The organism is Flavobacterium sp. (genome assembly GCF_050696275.1).
GTDB lineage: Bacteria > Bacteroidota > Bacteroidia > Flavobacteriales > Flavobacteriaceae > Flavobacterium.
Genome location: NZ_JBOGUT010000015.1, coordinates 14,213 through 33,288 on the forward strand (window position 1 = coordinate 14,213; position 19,076 = coordinate 33,288).

A 19,076-nucleotide genomic window follows, 5' to 3' on the forward strand; every position below is an offset into this window, starting at 1 on the left:
ATAAATTATTACACATGAAATTGATAGTATTGCCTTTTGCTGGTGGAAATAAATACTCTTATTCCTTTTTTAGGAAAACAATGCCAACTGTAGAGATTATTAATCTTGAATATCCGGGCAGAGGAGCAAGAATGAAAGAACCTTTGTTGGATGATATAGACGAAATAGTAGATGACATCCATTTATTGATAAAAAATAATGTAACAAATGAAGAGCCATTTAGTATTTATGGACATAGTATGGGAGGTTTGATAGGTTATCTGGTCAGCATAAAAATGCAAAAAGACAATGAGATTAAACCGAAATGTTTAATTGTTTCAGGAAGATATTCACCTACGATAAATAATAGTGAATCAACGTATGATCTGCCTTCGGAAACATTCTGGCAAAGTGTGTTTGATTTAGAAGGAACTCCAGTGGAGATTGCCAACGAAGAGAAATTAAGATCTCTTTTTGAGCCGATTTTAAGGAATGATTTTAAAGTTATAGAAACCTATTCACCGCGAAATCTACTTTTATTAGAAACCCCGATAGAAGTATTATACGGGCAGAAAGAATCAATAGATCAATTAAGCTTTTTTCATAAATGGAATGAAGTGTCATCTAAGCCTGTTAATTTTCATGAATTTGAAGGCGGACATTTTTTTATTTTGAATAAGCAAAAAGAAGTTTCAGAGTTAATCCAGAATGTTTTGGAAAGAGAAAGTAAATAATAGTTAAAAATTAAAACAGAAAATGAAAATATCAGATTTTATTAAAGTCCCTAAGTCATTTTATTTTATAGTAGCAGGTTTAGGTTTATTAAACAGTTTTTTAAACATAGGAATATTATTGTTTATTAACAGTTACATTCAGGGAAAAGGGTTCCCAATTGCTGGAAAATATGCTCCGGCTGTATTTCTTTCACTTGTCATATCAACATTTTTGATAAACAAGTTTTTCCAGCATTATATAATAAGAATTGTGAACAATTTTATCTATGATTACGAGCTGGAAATCCTGGATAAGCTTAGAAACTCCAATTTATCCGATTTTAATAAAATAGGAGCCGAACGGGTTTATGCCACTATTGAAGATACAAAAGTTTTAATGCATATTCCTCCGGTACTGACAAACACAGTAAATTCAGTTATCTCGATAATAGTTTGCTTATTCTACTTTTTCATAGTCTCTCCAATAGGAGCCTTAGGACTATTGGCTATCATCGTTTCAATAATTGTAGTATACAACAAACGAAATAAATCGGTTTTAGAAGTAAGAAGAAAAGTCAGAGGATTTAATGACGTTTATTTTGGGTTGGTGGGAGACATGCTTTTTGGTTTTAAAGAACTAAAAATGAATTCAAAAAGAAATGGTAAGCTCTTCAAAAAAATACACGAAAATAGAATGCAAGCCAAAGAACTTGATATTCTTACCTCTAAAAAATTCCTGACAAATGGACTAATCGGGCAGTATGGCTGGTATATTATAGTCGCTTTTATCATCTTCGGATTACCTAATATGATAACTATCAGTTCTGCAAGTATAGCTTCTTTGATCATTATTTTCCTATTTATTTTAGGTCCTATCAACATGCTTATGTCGTTAGAATCCTATTTTTCCGAAGTCAGCGTGGCAAAAAATAGAATTGAAAACTTTTTGGCTGATATCAGTTTTATGAGTTATAAAGAAGGCAAAGAAATTACTGAAAGCCTGCCGGACAAGTTTGACCAGATTATTTTCAAAGATGTGATTTATGAGTATTTTGATGAAGACAATCAGAACAGATTTACGCTTGGCCCTATCAATTTGACAATAGAGGAAGGAGAAACAATTTTCATTATTGGCGGAAACGGTAGCGGTAAAAGTACTTTTATGAATCTGTTGTCCGGTCTTACAAAACCTAGTTCAGGGACAATCAACATCAATAACCATGATTTGACCGAAACAGACTATCCTAAATACAGAAATCTTATCTCTGCGATTTTTACAAATCATCATCTTTTCAGTAACAATTATGAGGATTATGAATTAAAGGATAATACTGAGTTTAATAAACTGATTGATTTGATGGAGCTTGAAGATATAATAGATAAGGATAATATTACCGGAATCAGCAAGAAATTATCCAAAGGCCAGGAAAAAAGGCTAGCAATGATTTTTGCTATTATGGAAAAAAGACCAATACTGATTTTGGATGAATGGGCAGCGGAACAAGACCCTTATTTCAAAAAATATTTCTATGAAGAGTTAGTGTTAAAATTTAAGCTGGAAAGAAAAACAATCATTGCTATAACGCATGATGATGCCTATTTTGAGCATTGTGACAGGATAATAAAATTTGAGTATGGAAATGTAATCAAGGATTATTATGTGAAGGAAGCTAAAGAAAAAATTACATTTTATAATTAATATATCAAAATAATGAAGTTGACCTATTTTTTAATTTTCTTACTCCCTTTATTAGGGTATTCTCAAATTACCGTATCAGGTAAAGTGAGTGATGAAAATAATTTACCTATTTCTTTCGCAGATATTATCATTAAACAGGATTCATTAGCGGTTAACCAAGCTATAACTGACAGCTTGGGAAACTATTTACTAAATATAAAAAAAGAAGGTAACTACAATTTCACATATCGTGGAATCAGTACCTCAACCCAAAATATTGCATTAATTATAAGAAAAGACACAATCATAAATGTTAAACTTGAAAATAGTATAAATGAATTGGTTGAGATTGCGATTAGTTCCAAGAGAAAAATAATTGAAAGAAAATCCGATCGATATGTTCTAAATGTAGGTAACAGTGTGACGGCTATGGGAAGTGATGCATTTACTCTCATTAGCAGAACACCTGGGGTCAGAACTTCATCGACTCAAATTAATCTTGTTGGTAAAAGTGATGTTATTGTAACCATAGACGATAAGGTCGTGCAATTAAACGGTGAAGATTTGATAAGTTACCTTAAGACAATACCATCGAGTGAAATTTCTAAAATTGAGGTTATAACAAATCCATCTTCAAAATATGAGGCTCAGGGAAGCAGTGGAATTCTGAACATCATTATGAAAAAGAATTTGAAAGAAGGGTATAGCGGAACAGTTAATGTGGATTATAAAAGGCATAAGTATGATAACTTTGGAGGTAATACAAACCTGACTTTTAATAAAGGAAAGTGGAAAATTAATACCAATCTGGCTGCAGGTTCTGTAAAAGATTCGGAAATACATTCCATTGATACCTATTATCCATTTCAAACATGGTTCTTAAACGGGAAGGCCGGAAGCAAGGATACTAATTTTAATGCGAATGCAGATATTCAATACCTTCTTTCTGATAAAACACAAATCAATCTTTCCCTTTTAAGTGCGAATAAGCAATCCAAAAAAACCAATGATTATAAAATAGATATTTTTGACACTGCTCACAATCTCGATTCGATAAACAGGACTGAAAGCGATATCAACAGGAAAAACAGACAATCTGCAGTGAATCTTCAGCTAAAACACAATTTTGATGGTGAAGGAAAAACATTAACGGTTGAAACAGAATGGATGGGCAGGTTTGAAGACAGTAAGCAGCATTTATTTGGACAAAATTTCGATAGCCAAGGTGTGGAATTACCGGATTCAGCCTTTAAAATTAAAAGTGAAAACACCTCCGATATAGATATTTTCACGGTCAATGGAGGACTAAATATACCATTAGAACATTACGAATTGTCAGTTGGAAGTAAAATCACATTTATCAACTTACAAACGGAGTCAAATTTATTTACAGGTGTAAATGATGATTATACTTTAGATAATGCGCAGTCTCCCGATTCTGATTATAATGAAAACAGACAGGCAGTTTACACGGATTTGAAAAGATCTTTTGATAAATGGAAATTTCAATTGGGCTTGAGATTTGAATATACACAAATCGATGGTACTTCAAAAGCGATAGTACAGGATTCATTCAAGGATAATTACTTTCAGGTTTTTCCTTCGTTGAATGTTACTTTCACTCCAAATGAGACAAATAGTTTTGATTTGACTTACGGAAAGAGAATTAATCGACCGGTTTTCAGATTACTAAATCCATTTCGACTGTATACAAGTGCTTATGACTACTGGCAGGGAAACCCATTTTTAAAACCATCTATTACAAATAATGTCGATGTTTCTTATAGTTATAAAAGTGTTTTTACCAGTACTTTTTCCTATTCTAATACAAAGAATAATTTTGAGCAGATAACTATTTTCCAACCGAACAATGTAATATCTCACCTAGCACTGAATTATATGAATTCCAATACGTATCAGTTAATGTTTACAACTTCGGTAAACAAGTTAAAATGGATGGAATCCAACCTTCAGCTGCAAGGGTTTTATAAAGAGTTCATCACTAAAATCAATACCGTAAATGACAATCATATTTGGGGATGGTATTTTATGGTCAATAATCAATTTCAATTTAATAAATCAAAGACGATTGCCGGTGAAATGAATTTTTGGTACCAATCTAAATCAATTGATTTGGAAGCGGTGTATAAAAGGCAGTTTAACATGGATTTAGGGCTGAAATTCCAGTTATTTCAGAAGAAGCTTAATGTAGGATTAAATGTTTCCGACCTTTTACAATCCAATAAAGAAAAATTTGTGACAAGTGTAAATAACATCAGACAGGATTTTTATAATTATTGGGAGCCAAGATCTTTCAGGATTTCTCTGCAATATAAATTCGGAAATAAAAAGGTGAGCTATTCAGAGCGGGAACAATCCAATACAGAAGACCGTAACAGATAAGATTTGATTTTTATTATATTAAAATGCTTTAGAGTATGAAACTGACACTTCCACAACAAGATATTTATTTTGAGCAATTGTTACATCCTGATGAGCCGATTTACAATATTGGTGCAAAAATCGAAATCAAAGGTAAAATTGATGTCGAATTATTTAAAAAAGCCCATAAGGCTCTGATTGATCAACATGATACTTACAGAAGCAGCTTGGTTAAAGATCAGGAAGAAATAAGAATCAAAACCATAGAAAATCATAATGCTGAATTAGGATTTATTGACTTTTCACAAAGCATCAATTCTGAAGAACAGGCAAATAGCTACATGCAGAAAGAGTTTTTGATTCCTTTTGACATATTGGGAGGCACTTTGCTGCACACGTTCACCTTAGTGAAGGTTGAAGATGATTTTCATTACCTGTTTTCGGTTTATCATCATATTATTACTGATGGATGGGGAACTTCTTTAATGTTCCAGAGACTGGTTCAAAATTATAATGAAATTTCGGACTTTGGCAACGTTATCTCAGAATATCCATATCGTTATGAGGAATTTGCTTCAGATGACAGTGTATACCAGAATTCTGTGTTTTTTGAACAGGATAAGGCCTATTGGAAAGAAAAATTCAACAGTTTACCTTCTAATTTATTTGAAAAATTAGAGAATACTATTGAGATTAATAAAAGTGCCCGGAAAGAATTAATCATTTCAAGAGAATCGTATGATAAGCTGAATCAGTTGGCTACAGCTTATAAAGCAACAACTTTTCATGTAATTTTAGGTCTCTTATATGTTTATTTTGGACGTAAGCACGAAAACAATGATTTTGCCATTGGTCTACCGGTTTTAAACAGAAGTAAAGCTGCCTACAAAAAAACAGTAGGTCTTTTTATGGGCATTTCACCCTTGCGTATTTCTTTGGATTCTGAAGTTGCATTTGAGAGTTTAATTCAAGATATAAAAAATCAATTAAGGCAGGATTACCGTCATCAGCGTCTTCCTCTTGGGAAATTAATCCAGGAACTACAGTTGTTTGGTGAGAAAGAAAGACTATTTAATATAACTCTTTCTTATGAAAAGCAAGATTATGCCAGTAATTTCAAAAATACTCAAACTAAAGTAATCCCCTTAAGTCATTTTTCCGAAAGGGTTGCGTTAGCCATTTATATTAGAGAATTTGATGAATCAGAGGATGTGAAAATTGATTTCGATTACAACCTAAATTACTTTGATGATCATAAGATTAGCCAAGTTGTACGTCATTTTGAAAATTTGATTGATGTCATTTTAACAGATTCAGATCAAAAAATAAAAGCATTGGATTATCTCTCCAAGATAGAAAAGAAACAAATTTTAGAAGAATTCAACGAGACAAAATCGGCTTACCCAAAAGATAAAACAGTAATAGACTTGTTTGTAGAGAAGGTTAGGGAAAACCCTTCTGCAATTGCAGTTGAGGATGATTACAAATCATATTCATATAATGATCTGCATGATTTTTCGAATAAGATTGCGGAGTATCTTACGACTGTTCATGGAGACAATAAAAACCCAATTGCAGTATTGCTGGACAGGTCTGCAGATATGATCGCTGTTTTATTAGGAATTTTAAAATCAGGCAGATCTTATATTCCGCTTGATCCTAATTTTCCCAAAGACAGATTAAAGTACATAGTTCAGGATAGTCAGGTTCAGATTATCATTAGCGGACAGGATTTTACTTTTGATGGAATTGAAGCTGTTTCGGAAATAAAATTAGACCATATACTGGAGGAAATTAAACACTTTGAAGGGAATTCTAAATTCAGTACAATCACGTCTGATACTGCTTATATCATTTATACTTCCGGTTCGACTGGCAATCCTAAAGGAGTTGAAATCGGGCACCAATCCCTGCTGAACTTTTTAACGAGTATGCAGCAAAAACCGGGAATAAGCGCTGAAGATATTTTATTTTCTGTTACAACGTACTCCTTTGATATTTCTATATTGGAATTTTTTACTCCTTTAATTTCAGGTGCAGTATTATATATGGCAAGTCAAGAGGTATTGTCAGATCCTCTTATGATTATCCAAAAATTAGAGGAGATTCAACCTACATTAATCCAAGCCACACCAAGTTTTTATCAGATGTTATTCAATGCTAATTGGCAAGGAGACAAAAAAGTAAAATTATTATGCGGTGGTGATTTGTTAAGCGAAGCTTTAGCAGGAAAAATGATAGATAGCTGTAAGGAAATATGGAATATGTATGGTCCTACTGAAACAACTATATGGTCGAGCTGTAAAAAAATAGAGCAGCCAAAGGATGCTTCAAATATTGGAACACCTATAAATAATACCCAGTTTTATATTTTAGATAGGTTTCTTCATCCGAAACCAATTGGAGCCATTGGAGCCATTTACATTGCAGGAGATGGATTGTCTAAAGGATATTATAAAAACGAAGCACTGACAAATACAAAATTTGTTAAAAACCCATTTGGAAACTTCAGCTTGTTATATGAAACGGGTGATGTTGGAAAATGGAATAAAAATGGTGAAATTGAGTTTCTGGGAAGAAATGATAATCAGGTCAAAATAAGAGGATATAGAATTGAACTTGGCGACATCGAGTCCAGATTAAACCAAATCACCGGCATTAAGAATTCTGTTGTAATTGTAAAAGCAAACGGCCAGCAAGAAGCTTTTCTGTTGGCTTATGTCGTAAAAACGGATAAAGAACTTAGCCCGGAACAAATAATAACGGAACTGAAGATTAATCTTCCGGCTTATATGATTCCGCATACAATAGTCGAATTGGATAAATTTCCATTAACTCCAAACCAAAAAGTAGACAGAAAGTCGCTTCAGCAAAAGGAACTTTTTCAAGATATAAAGGATAAAACTATTAAAGCTCCTGATTCGGAATTAGAAAAAAAATTACTGGAGTATTGGAAAGAAGCGTTAAACAATACAAATGAAATCAGCACCGATGATAATTTTTTTGCTGTTGGAGGACATTCATTAAATGCGGTTAAACTAATTGGTCTAATTGCCAAGCATCTTTCATTTGCTATATCTTTTAAGACGATTTTTGATTTTCCGACAATTGAGTCTTTAGCTTTTTATCTGCAGAAACAAACTACGACAAAGACAATCGAAATACCTGTTGCCGAATCCAAAGAGCTATTCGAACTTACTCCTTCGCAATACAATATTTGGCTGGCTTCGCAGCAGGCCAGCGTTTCGACTGCATATAATATGTTTGCTGCATTTTCTGTTGACGGTCATGTAGATCTTGACAAAATGGTAAACACTGTAAAAGAGTTAATAAAGAAACACGAAATTCTCAGGACAAACTTTGTTGAACGCAACGGGAATGTTTATCAGAAAATTAATGATTTTGAGAACATCAACTTTTCTATTGATGTAAAAAATAGCGCTGCATCAGAAATTGACGCAACAATAAATCAATTTATTAATGAAGAATTTGATCTGCAAAACGGATTATTAATCAAGTTGCAATTGCTTTGTAAAGAGGATGATACGTTTATATTATTGTTCTGTACTCATCACATCATTATAGATGGGATGTCTCTGGAATTATTCGTAAAAGAGTTTACGGGTCTTTATGATACAGGGATTCATGTCGATAAAAACCTTCCAGTATTACAATTTAAAGATTACTCAGAATGGTCAAATCTTAGTTTAAAAGAAAATGTGGCTAAAAATGAATTATTCTGGGGAAAATATCTTCAAAACTACCACTATAAAGACTCTTTTGATAGGGATTTCAATCTGGAAAAAAATCTAAAAAATGGTCAGGAACATTTATTTGAATTGTCAGAAGAAACTACTTCGAATTTAAAAGAAGCAGTACTCCAGCAGAACGTAACATTTTACACGTTTTTAATGGCGGCTTTAAATGTCCTCCTTTACAAGGAATGCAATCACACAGATATTTGTATTGGAACAGTAAATTCCGGGCGAATCCTGCCACAATTGGACAATCAAATCGGGATGTTTGCCAAAACATTGATTCTAAGGACCAAAATGGAACCGGAACAGACTTTTGCTGCCATAGTAAAGAATGTGCAGAGCGACTTATTTGAGATGGAAGCGCATATTGATGTCCCTTTTGATAAAGTTGCAATGCCAATTTTTGATGCCATGCTTGTTTACCAGAATCCTGAGTTTTCTTTTGAAAACATTGAGGACTTTAATAACTTGAAATTAACGCAGTTGCCTATAAATGAAAAATACAGCAGAATGCCTATTGTTTTTAACTTCTATGAATGCATGAACAGGTTGAAATGTGCGATAGATTACAACAACAATCTGTTTGAAGAAGATACAATTGCAGTTATTGCTGAAAAGTTTGAGTTGCTTTTAAATGGCATCGTAGAAAAACCATTTGAAAAAATCGAGTCTTACCAGCTGCAGCTGGAATCCGAAAAGGATAAGGTTAACGATTTTGAGTTTAATTTTTAAAACAGACATCGTTGGTTCATATATTTTATGCTTATATAAATGAAGATAACCATGAAAAGCTAATGACGGACTTTTTACCAAAATTACCCATTACTTTTCAGGATAAAATTAGGAAGTACAGAAGATGGCAGGATGCACAACTATCAATTTTAGGTCGTTTTTTATTGATTGAAGGAATAAAAAAGACATACGACAGGGATTGTATGGTAAGCGTTATTCAATACACAAAATATAAAAAGCCCTATTTTGACGGTTATCCTTTTAAATTCAATATTTCCCATTCGGGTGAAATGGTTGTCTGTGCCTTGTGCAAAGAATTCGAAATAGGAATTGATGTAGAATTAATATCTGATATTAAGATTGAAGATTTCAAACTTCAGATGACAGAGAGCGAATGGAATACCATTGCGATTTCTAATGATAAGAGAGATGCATTTTTTAATTATTGGACTCAAAAGGAGGCTGCCTTAAAAGCAAACTCTCTTGGATTGATGCTGCCATTGAAATCATTTGAAATTCTGCAGAATCAGACTAAAATTAATGGTGAAAAAATATTCCTGAAAGAAATAAAAATAGATAAAAAATACAAATGTCATGTCTCGTTAAAAAAGGAGATAACGGATGTCCATTTAAATAAATTAATTTAAAAGAAAATGAAAACCTTAACAAAGCTTTTTTTGATTTTTTGCTTATTTCCAGCCTGTTTGTTCTCACAGGAAACTACTTTTCAATTAGAAAAAGCGACAACTTTTCATCCTGGCGATGAAGAAATAAACAAAGAGAATATAGAATGGAATTATTTTTATGTGCCGGAGAATTGGGATAAACCGAATGGGAAAACGATTAAAATAGCTGTAGCAATTATTAAATCTCTTTCAAAAAATACCGCTAAAAACGCAGTGATTTATATAGAAGGTGGGCCTGGAGCAGGCAGCATTGAAAGGATTTGGAGCTGGCTGGATCATCCATTGCGGAAAAACAATGATATGATTTTGGTTGATGTAAGAGGTACCGGCTTTTCATTACCTAAATTCTGTCCTGAACTCGGAAATAAATTTTTAGAGATCTTAGCTAAGAATCAAAAGGCAGGAGAAGATGAAAGACAGAAAGTAATGGCTGCTCTTTCCTGCAAGGACGAACTGATTAGTAAGGGGATTGACATCAATTCGTACAACAGTAAATCGATTGCGAAAGATCTGAATGCCTTAAAGAAAGCCTTAAAGTATACGACGTGGAATATATATGGCATTTCGTATGGAACTTATGAAGCACAGGTATATGCAAATGATTTCCCTGAAGATGTAAAGTCCTTAATCTTAGATTCTTCTATTTCAGATATTTCAGAGTATTATAGCCATAATACGGACAATTACATGAGCAGTCTTAAGAAAGTATTCTCAGCTTGTAAAAACGATGCCGAATGCAACAAAAAGTATCCGAATCTGGAAGAAAAATATTTCTCAACAATTGAAAAATTAGATAAAGCCCCAATCACGGTAAACGTAGACAAGAAAATACTCGCAAGCGGTAAGTTTACTTACAATGCGGAAGATTTTAAAGTGGCTATTCAGCAGTCTCTTTATCAGCAGGACTTAATAGCTGTAGTACCTTTATTAATTACAGAATTTCATGCAGGGAATAAAAATACCTTGAGTACATTGGTGAGTGCATTTTCTGCTGGTTTGACTTTTGATTATGGAGCATATTATTGCATTACCTGTAATGAGGTGATCCCTTTTAACTCCATTACTGCTTTTGATGCTAATTCCAGTAAATATAAAGGGTTAAAAGGAGGGTTGTCCTTTTACAGATCGGATTTTTCAGTTTGTAATAAATGGTTGTCAGAAAAGGATAAGTCCGAGAAGGCGTTACATTTGAATCAATTGGAAAACCTTTCTCAACTGACGGCTCCGGTTTTAGTGTTTTCGGGGGAATTTGATCCTATTACACCTCCTTCTAATGGTGCATTTCTTATCAATAAGTTTAAAAAGAATGGTTTTTTAGTTAATGCACCCATTTCAGGGCATGCCCCCAGTTTTTCAAAAATTGGATTTAAAATCTTAAGTGAATTTTTAGGTCATCCTGATAAAACCCCGAATGCGAATGGCTTTACGTCTAATAATAAAGTGAAATTTATTAGTGATGTGGTGCTGAATAGCGGGGTTTCTAATTTTGCCAACAGTCTGGGTGAAATGAATATAGTATTTCTGCTTCCGATAATAGTTGCTTTTATAATGCTGCTCGTTTTACTGGTACGATTTATTTATTTATTCTTCAAAATTAAAGAGGATACTACTCAGAGCAAGGCTATGAAATTGCTAATCGCATTGTCCTCCTTATTGGGTTTATTGATTATTGTATTACTTGTGCTTGCGATAATGGATACCGCAAACGATAACTTTTATATTCTTGCCTTCGGTTTGCAGGACAAGTTTTCTTATTTATTTCTATTCCAGTGGGTTTTTGTTGTACTTACTGCTATTTCAATTCTCTATTTTATCATCAGGTTCAGTCGTATTTCGAGCAAAGGAGCAGTATCTATTTCTTTGTCTGCGCTGATTCTTATTTGTATGTACTTTCAGTATTGGGGTTTTTTACTATAAAAAGGAACAATGGCAGTCATTTCTGAACTGCCATTTTTTAATTTATTACAGTAAAATCAGTAGGAACAGCCAACAGCCTTTCTATGGAAATGGAAGCTGGCTGGTACTTTCATGGCGGTTACAAACAATCCGGTTCTGCAAGCTGTAGCACTTCAATAACACAATTATTCGATACAATATCCATTGCAAAAGAGGAAGAAGAGCATGTGTTTTTTCATTCTTCTTCCGCAACTTATCTACTCTTATATATCCCCAACGTAAACAATTAATTATTTTAAAACCCAACCTACTATGAAACAAAAAATGCTGTATGCAGCTATTTTACTTTTGGTACTAACCGGAAAAATGCACGCACAATCAAAATTGAAAGTGATTAAAGCCGGAAAATTAGTCGATGTGATACATGAAGTCGTCTTAACCAATCAAATTATTCTGATAGACAATGATAAAATTGTCGATATCGGAGCCAATATTCCCATACCCAAAGGAGCAGAAGTGATTGACCTGAGTAAGGCCACGGTATTACCCGGTTTAATGGATTGCCATGCTCATGTTACTTTTCAGCCGGGAGATAATTATTATGAGGATATCTTCAGGAAAACGGCTATTGATTATGCTGTCATAGCCCATATTTACGCCAAAAGGACATTAGAAGCCGGATTTACAATGATACGTGATGTGGGAGCAGATGCGCTGCTTGACGTTTCGCTGCGCAATGCGATTAACGAAGGGCTGATACCCGGTCCGCGTATGCTGGTGTCGACTTTTGTATTATCTCCTACAGGCGGACATGGTGATTTGTCCGGGTTTAACCCATCGATTGACTGGAAAGGAAATAAGGATTACACCGGGATTGCTGATGGTGCTGATGAAATTCGCAAACGGGTCCGCAACAATATCAAATGGGGAGCAGACTGGATTAAGTTTGCAGCTACCGCTGGTGTTCTTAGCGAAGAAGAAAGTGTGGGAGCGCCGCAGTACTCATTGGAAGAAATGAAAGTATTAGTTGAAGAAGCCAACCGCTGGGGTAAAAAAGTGGCCGCTCATGCCCACGGAGCGGAAGGCGCAAAATTAGCGATTCAAGCTGGCGTGGCCAGTATTGAGCATGGCAGTCTGATTGATGAGGAGACCATTCGTATGATGAAGGAAAAAGGGATTTGGCTTGTGTCTGATATCTATAATGATGATTATATACTTAGTGAATTTGCCAAAAAAGGATATCCGGAGAAAATAATTGAAAAAGAAAGATTGGTTGGCCGACTGCAGCGTGAAAACTTTCAAAAGGCGGTAAAAGCAGGAGTGAAGATAGCCTATGGTACTGATTCCGGGGTGTACCCTCATGGCTGGAACGGAAAACAATTTTTTTATATGGTAAAATATGGTTTAACACCCATGCAGGCCATTCAATCTGCTACGATTAACGCTGCGGACTTAATGGACTGGAAAGACAAGACCGGTTCCCTAACGAAGGGCAAATTGGCTGATATTATCGCTGTAGAAACCAATCCTCTGAATGATATTAAAGCACTTGAAAGTGTAAAATTTGTTATGAAAGAGGGTGTTGTGTACAAAAATGAGCTGACCCCATAACTATTTTGAGTTTTGGCACAGCTAAAGTGGGAGTGGAGCGTCTTTTTTTCGCTGTGTACTGAACTATACTATAGATTAAACCCTTTGAACATCATGTTTACAGGGTTTTTTTCTTTTAGTTCCTGATTGTTTTGGATTTGCCCCTTTCTAAAACGATGTTACCCCGTATTATTTAGACATTGCTCCGTATTATTTTGAGTTTGCCCCGGGTTGATTTGATAGTCTTAAAAATAAATTCTAAAAATCAGATAATCTTATTGTCTATGGCAAAAGAAAGGGCTTCGGTAAAGTTCTTTACATCAAAAGCTGCAAAGATTTTTCTTCTGTAATATTTGATTGTATCCGGGGAAACAAACATTTTTTCCGCAATCTGATTGATGGTTAACCCTTGAGCATACAATCGAAGTATTTCCAATTCTCTTTCTTTGAGTTTTGATTTTTCTGTCGCAATCCAGACTTTTTTGGATACATCCAACTTCCATACTTTATCAACTCCTTGCTTATTGATGGTCACATTTCCGGCATTTTGATTGTGTGAAATGGACACGATACACAAGGATTTCCAGACAGCTCCCTTTTCGTTAAGGAAAAGAGGTGTTAATTTATGGTTGATAAGTACGGGTTTGTCGTATTTGCCTTTTAAATGGAAATCATACGAAATGCTGTATAATTTTCTTTCATCGGTATTGGGTAATTGATCATAAAAATCAAACCCGAGGGTATTAATCAGGCTCAATAGTTCCAAATCTTCTTTTGGGACATTGTTAAAATAGAATTCATAGCCCATTTTAAGTACTTCTTCAGAAGAATAACCACATAGAAACAAAGGATTATTTGAAACATACTCAAATTTCATTTCCTCATAATCAATCACATAAACGCTTTGATAGGTTATTTTAGCAAAAGATTGTACGACTTCTAAATAATTGCTAAACTGAAGTTTGTCTTCATTAGATACTGTCTTTATTTTATTTCTGCTGAGTAATGAGTTCTTTTCATTTTCCATCTGATAAAAATAACAAAAACTACACAAAAGTGTAAAACGAGATTAAAAACCTTTGCCGTTTTTTGTATAAGAAATTTTAACTCTCAATTCCTAATGAAGAAAAAAGTACTATCAGACTATCCTTTAGAAGTACTGCTGAAACAGAAAATAGGTTTGAAATCAGCTGTAATTGGTTGGATAATTGTTTTGGCTGTTATGGTAGGTATAGCGAAATATAGCCTGTTTCCGACATTTATCCCGCTTGCCATTACATTGATTGTACCAATTTACATTTCCATGAATGGGACTGATGCTGAAATCAAGAAACGGTAAGAAAGTTAAATGCTATTGTAATCATTAAGATTTTGGAATACACAGACGAATCATGACAAAATCTTGTTTAAACTATTTACTATGAGTGAAAAAATTTGTTCCTATTGCGGAAAATCGGAAAAACCAAAAAGAATCAATAGTTCTTATATTGTTCAGGAAATTGAGCACGTTTTGCATTTTGAAAGGGGTATTTTATATACCATACGGGAATTATTGACCAGACCTGGGCAAAACATCAGGGATTTTATCAGTGAGAACAGGAGCCGACTGGTAAAACCGATTCTTTTTATCATTGTAACGTCATTGATTTATACTTTAATTAACCATTTCTTCCACATTGAAGGAGGCTATGTCAAGATTGAGGATACAAAAGAATCGACAGGAATGGTGATTAATAATTGGATACAGCATCATTATGGTTATGCGAATATTATAATGGGTGTGTTTATTGCTTTTTGGTTAAAACTGTTTTTTAGAAAATATGATTATAATTTCTTTGAGATACTAATTGTATTGTGCTTTGTCATGGGAATGGAGATGCTGCTGTTTTCTGTTTTTGCGCTTATTGAAGGGCTTACGCATTTGCAGCTGATGCCAATTGCAGCAGTAACCGTTTTTATCTATTTTTCCTGGGCCATCGGACAATTTTTCGATAAGACAAAGCCTGTCAATTATGTGAAAGCGCTTGTTTCGTATGTATTGGGCATGCTGACGTTTAGCCTTTCGACAGTTGTATTGATAGTTTTAATTGATTTTGTTGTGAAAAGATAAAAATACCCGAATGGAAAGTGGGCATTAAAGAAAAAGGCTTATTTGTCACATGAACAAATAAGCCTTTTTAGTATTATTTAATAAAAGCTTACGCTTCTGTCTTTTTTCGTTTTTTTACGAAGTATTCAATACCGAAATAAAGCGCCAGGAAGATTAGGAAATATCGGAAGTAAGATTGTGGCTGACCTTCACCGCTAACTGTTGTGAAAACTCTTTCCCAACGTATTTTACTTAAGCCTTTTTTGTTTGGGTCTAAACTCAACCATATGAAAACAGGTTTCCCTACAACGTGATTTTCCGGTGTGTATCCGAAATAACGGGCATCTAACGAATTGTGTCTGTTGTCTCCCATCATCCAATAGTAATTTTGTTTGAATGTATAGGTTGTCGCTTTTTGGTCATTAACATAAATATCATTACCAACTACACTCAGTTTATTTCCTTCGTATTCTGTAATTATTATTTTATAGAAAGGAAGAGATGTTGTATTTAAAGCTACTGTTTTTCCAGCCTCAGGGATATAAATAGGACCATAGTTATCGCAACTCCAATTGTTGTTAACAGAAGGTTTTCCGTCTTTAAAATCAGGGAAAATACCATCTTCAGGGCCTTTGTTTATAATTCTTTCTACAGCAGTAATTCCAGGCGTGTTTTTTAATTTTTCCGCAGCTTCAAAAGTCAGTGCTCTTACGTATAGTGTATCTCTCTTTATATTATCCGAAAAACCCGCCTGCTCAGTAACGTTCAGGCTTTCTAATAGAGTCCCAAAATCAATTGAAGTTTTCCCGTCGTTGGCAATTTTATAAGAGTATTGCGGTTTTGCTCTTTCGGGTAAGATTAATTCTTTTCCATTAATAAAAACAATACCATTTTTTATAGATAAGCTATCGCCAGGAATTCCGACACAACGTTTTACATAATTGGTTTTCTTGTCTACCGGTTTGTCGTATCTTTTATCAGCAGGCAGATACATATTATATAAAGTATCTCTTGGCCAGTTGAATACTACAATATCATTGTTTTTGATTTTTTGGAAACCAGGTAATCTCAGATAAGGCAATTGAGGCCAGTTCAGGTATGATTTTTTGTTCAATAATGGTAAGGTGTCATGCACCATTGGAGCTGCAACAGCAGTCATAGGAGGACGTGCGCCATAATGAAATTTACTTACGAAAAGGAAATCACCAATAAGCAATGATTTTTCCAAAGAAGAAGAAGGGATGTTAAACGGTTGAATTACATATCCATGAACAATAGTTGCGACAACGATTGCGAAAAGCAAAGAGCTGATCGTGTCGGCAGTTTTGTTTTTTGGAGTCAGGCTTCTGTCTGCGATATAATTGAGTTTCTGAGTATAATTGATATAATAAATATAAAACCCAAAAGTTGCGATGACAAGAAAAGTATCCAAAGCAGCGTTTTTTCCGAAGCTTCTGATGGTTTCAACCCAAACAACAGGGAACATAATAAGATTAACAATAGGAATGAAAAGCAATAATGTCCACCAGCTTGGTCGGTTGATTATTTTCATTAAAACGATGGCATTGTAAACAGGAATAGCTGCTTCCCATGATTTTCTGCCTGCTGCTACATATAATTTCCAGGTTCCTAAGAAGTGAATTACCTGAACAATCAAGATGAATAGTAGCCAATGGAATGATGTCATAATGCGTTTTTATTAGTTTGTTTGATTATTTACGGTGTTTCTATTTTTTACAAATATATTTAAAATACTCGTTATGCATAGTTGCATTAATTAATTTTTAAGACGAATCCGGATTGTTATGTTTGTATGGATTGATACGAAGCAAAGAGATATTTCTTTTAATAGAAAATAAAAACCCTTGTAAGCAAAATTGTACAAGGGTTTTTGAAAGGTTAATTGACCTATTCGGAATCGATTTTAAATCTTATCCTTTGTGTTCAAATGATTCACATTCAGGATGTTCTTTGCAATCTTCTGATTTTGCACATTTTTCGTGCGCTTCACATTTAGGATGTTCAGGACAATTTTCGGCCTTAGGGCAATTTTTTGCATGTCCTTCGCAAGCCGTTGTGTCAAGATTTTCTTTGCAGGAAGTTACTGCCATACTTGCAAAAAGTAAAACAGGAATAATTAATTTTCTCATTGTTTTTTATTTATTGTTGCTGAATAGTGAATGATTTAATGTCCACAAGCTTCCATTTGGCCGCCTGTTTTGCTTTTTGATAGTAAATAAAACGCTCCCTTGCTAACGACAGTTGCATCAGTCGGAACCTCATCGATAAAGGCTACTTCAGTGTAACCTAAGTCAGTAACTCCTTTTCTGACTTCTTTCATGGTAAAATAATAAGCCTTAGAATTTTCGACAGCTTTGCATTTTTCATGCGCTTCACACTCAGGATGTTTTGTGCAGGCTTTAGCAAGCGGGCTGTGTTCGTGCTGTTCGCATTTAGGATGTTCAGGGCAATCTTCGGACGGCGCGCAAAATTCATGTGCTGCACAATCTTTATGTATTTTGCAGTCTGTCATTTTATTACGGATGAAAACGAATTGCTTTCCATCGGTTGTAAATACTGCTTCGCTTGGCACAACTGTAGTTTTGTTTTGGCCGACATCAATTAACGCATTTACATACATTCCCGGTATCAGCGCATGATTTTCATTTTTTATGCGAGCATGTACACTGATGGCTTTTGAATCCCCTTCAAACGATTTGTTGACTCCAAAGATTTCACCTTCAATCGCTTTACCTTCATGTTCCCCTTGATGATCCGGCATATTGGTTATTGAGAAATGGATTTTCTGACCCACTTTTACTTTAAAGATGTCTTTTTCATAGACTAACAAATCACAATGAATCTGACTGTTATCGATGATTTCAAAAAGCGGCGTATTGGGTTCAGCATAACCACCGGTATTGGCATTGATATGTCCGATATACCCGGTAATTGGCGCTTTTAGTACAATTGATGAAGTGATTTTTCCTCTGTTCAATTGGTTTATATTAACTGAAAGCACTCTTAATTGGCTGGCAAGTGAATTCAATCTTGATTTAGCCGATTTATAATCCGATTCGGCTCTTTGATAAATTTTTCCTGTACCTGCATCATTATCTGCCAATTCTTTTTGTCTGCTGTATTCTTTTTCAAGAAACGAAAGATTGTTTTTGGCATCTATATAATTTTCCTGCAGTTTGATGAAATCAGGATGTTCCAAAACAGCCAGCGTTTGTCCTTTATTGACTTTACTGCCTTCAAGCACTGCAATTGATTTTACAACCGCACCAACATAGGAAGAAACCTGCGCTTTGTTTTGAGGCGGTACTTCCAGATGTCCGCTTGCTTTTATCGTTGTGGAAATATTTTGCAGTTCAATTTTTCCAAGTTGGATATCTACTGCTTCAAACTGTTCTTTTGTAAGTTCTACAAACGTTACTAATCCTTCTTCTTTTGGGATTTCAGCAGGTTTGGTTTCTTCTTTTTTCTCGTTGCATGCCGTGATTAGAAAACCACAAAGCAAGACAGATAGGATTTTATTTTTGTACATCTTTTTATCTTTTAATATCATAA

14 protein-coding genes are annotated in these 19,076 nt (G+C 34.4%); 10 read left to right on the forward strand and 4 right to left on the reverse strand.

What is annotated here, in order from left to right; genetic code table 11:
- The first annotated feature begins 14 nt into the window (after positions 1-14).
- The 8 genes from ACRDEC_RS09100 (at position 15) to ACRDEC_RS09135 (ending at position 13,435) form a co-directional block, all read left to right on the forward strand.
- On the forward strand, positions 15-713 hold the full coding sequence (locus ACRDEC_RS09100) for a thioesterase II family protein (RefSeq protein ID WP_431498024.1): 699 nt from the start codon (positions 15-17) through the stop codon (positions 711-713).
- A 22-nt stretch (positions 714-735) separates the two neighbouring features.
- Positions 736-2,391 carry an ATP-binding cassette domain-containing protein gene (locus tag ACRDEC_RS09105; RefSeq protein ID WP_431498025.1) on the forward strand — a complete coding sequence of 552 codons (1,656 nt, stop codon included), beginning with the start codon at positions 736-738 and terminating at the stop codon, positions 2,389-2,391.
- Positions 2,392-2,403: 12 nt separating this feature from the next.
- On the forward strand, positions 2,404-4,773 hold the full coding sequence (locus ACRDEC_RS09110) for a TonB-dependent receptor domain-containing protein (protein WP_431498026.1): 2,370 nt from the start codon (positions 2,404-2,406) through the stop codon (positions 4,771-4,773).
- A 35-nt stretch (positions 4,774-4,808) separates the two neighbouring features.
- On the forward strand, positions 4,809-9,242 hold the full coding sequence (locus tag ACRDEC_RS09115) for an amino acid adenylation domain-containing protein (RefSeq protein WP_431498027.1): 4,434 nt from the start codon (positions 4,809-4,811) through the stop codon (positions 9,240-9,242).
- 11 nt (positions 9,243-9,253) lie between these two features.
- Positions 9,254-9,889: a 4'-phosphopantetheinyl transferase family protein gene (locus ACRDEC_RS09120; protein WP_431498028.1), complete on the forward strand. Its 636-nt coding sequence runs from the start codon at positions 9,254-9,256 to the stop codon at positions 9,887-9,889.
- Between the two features lie 6 nt (positions 9,890-9,895).
- Entirely contained in the window at positions 9,896-11,845 is a 1,950-nt protein-coding gene (locus tag ACRDEC_RS09125) for an alpha/beta fold hydrolase (protein WP_431498029.1), read from the forward strand.
- An 83-nt stretch (positions 11,846-11,928) separates the two neighbouring features.
- On the forward strand, positions 11,929-12,114 hold the full coding sequence (locus ACRDEC_RS09130; RefSeq protein WP_431498030.1) for a hypothetical protein: 186 nt from the start codon (positions 11,929-11,931) through the stop codon (positions 12,112-12,114).
- Positions 12,115-12,148: 34 nt separating this feature from the next.
- Positions 12,149-13,435: an amidohydrolase family protein gene (locus ACRDEC_RS09135; RefSeq protein WP_431498031.1), complete on the forward strand. Its 1,287-nt coding sequence runs from the start codon at positions 12,149-12,151 to the stop codon at positions 13,433-13,435.
- A gap of 244 nt (positions 13,436-13,679) precedes the next feature.
- On the opposite strand, the gene ACRDEC_RS09140 is transcribed toward ACRDEC_RS09135, so the two are convergent.
- Positions 13,680-14,441: a response regulator transcription factor gene (locus ACRDEC_RS09140; RefSeq protein ID WP_431498032.1), complete on the reverse strand. Its 762-nt coding sequence runs from the start codon at positions 14,439-14,441 to the stop codon at positions 13,680-13,682.
- 93 nt (positions 14,442-14,534) lie between these two features.
- Here ACRDEC_RS09140 and ACRDEC_RS09145 point away from each other — a divergent pair, with 93 nt between their 5' ends.
- Both ACRDEC_RS09145 and ACRDEC_RS09150 read left to right on the forward strand, forming a co-directional pair.
- Positions 14,535-14,753, forward strand: a complete 219-nt coding sequence (locus ACRDEC_RS09145) for a hypothetical protein (protein WP_431498033.1) — start codon at positions 14,535-14,537, stop codon at positions 14,751-14,753.
- A gap of 81 nt (positions 14,754-14,834) precedes the next feature.
- Complete coding sequence (locus ACRDEC_RS09150; protein ID WP_431498034.1) at positions 14,835-15,524, forward strand: DUF3667 domain-containing protein; 690 nt, start codon at positions 14,835-14,837, stop codon at positions 15,522-15,524.
- 88 nt (positions 15,525-15,612) lie between these two features.
- On the opposite strand, the gene lepB is transcribed toward ACRDEC_RS09150, so the two are convergent.
- The 3 genes from lepB to ACRDEC_RS09165 all read right to left on the reverse strand — a co-directional run bounded on the left by lepB (position 15,613) and on the right by ACRDEC_RS09165 (position 19,053).
- A complete protein-coding gene (gene lepB, locus ACRDEC_RS09155; protein ID WP_431498035.1) occupies positions 15,613-17,190 on the reverse strand; it encodes a signal peptidase I in 1,578 nt (525 codons plus the stop codon).
- A gap of 244 nt (positions 17,191-17,434) precedes the next feature.
- On the reverse strand, positions 17,435-17,653 hold the full coding sequence (locus ACRDEC_RS09160) for a hypothetical protein (RefSeq protein ID WP_431498036.1): 219 nt from the start codon (positions 17,651-17,653) through the stop codon (positions 17,435-17,437).
- Positions 17,654-17,688: 35 nt separating this feature from the next.
- On the reverse strand, positions 17,689-19,053 hold the full coding sequence (locus ACRDEC_RS09165; protein ID WP_431498037.1) for an efflux RND transporter periplasmic adaptor subunit: 1,365 nt from the start codon (positions 19,051-19,053) through the stop codon (positions 17,689-17,691).
- Positions 19,054-19,076 lie beyond the last annotated feature (23 nt).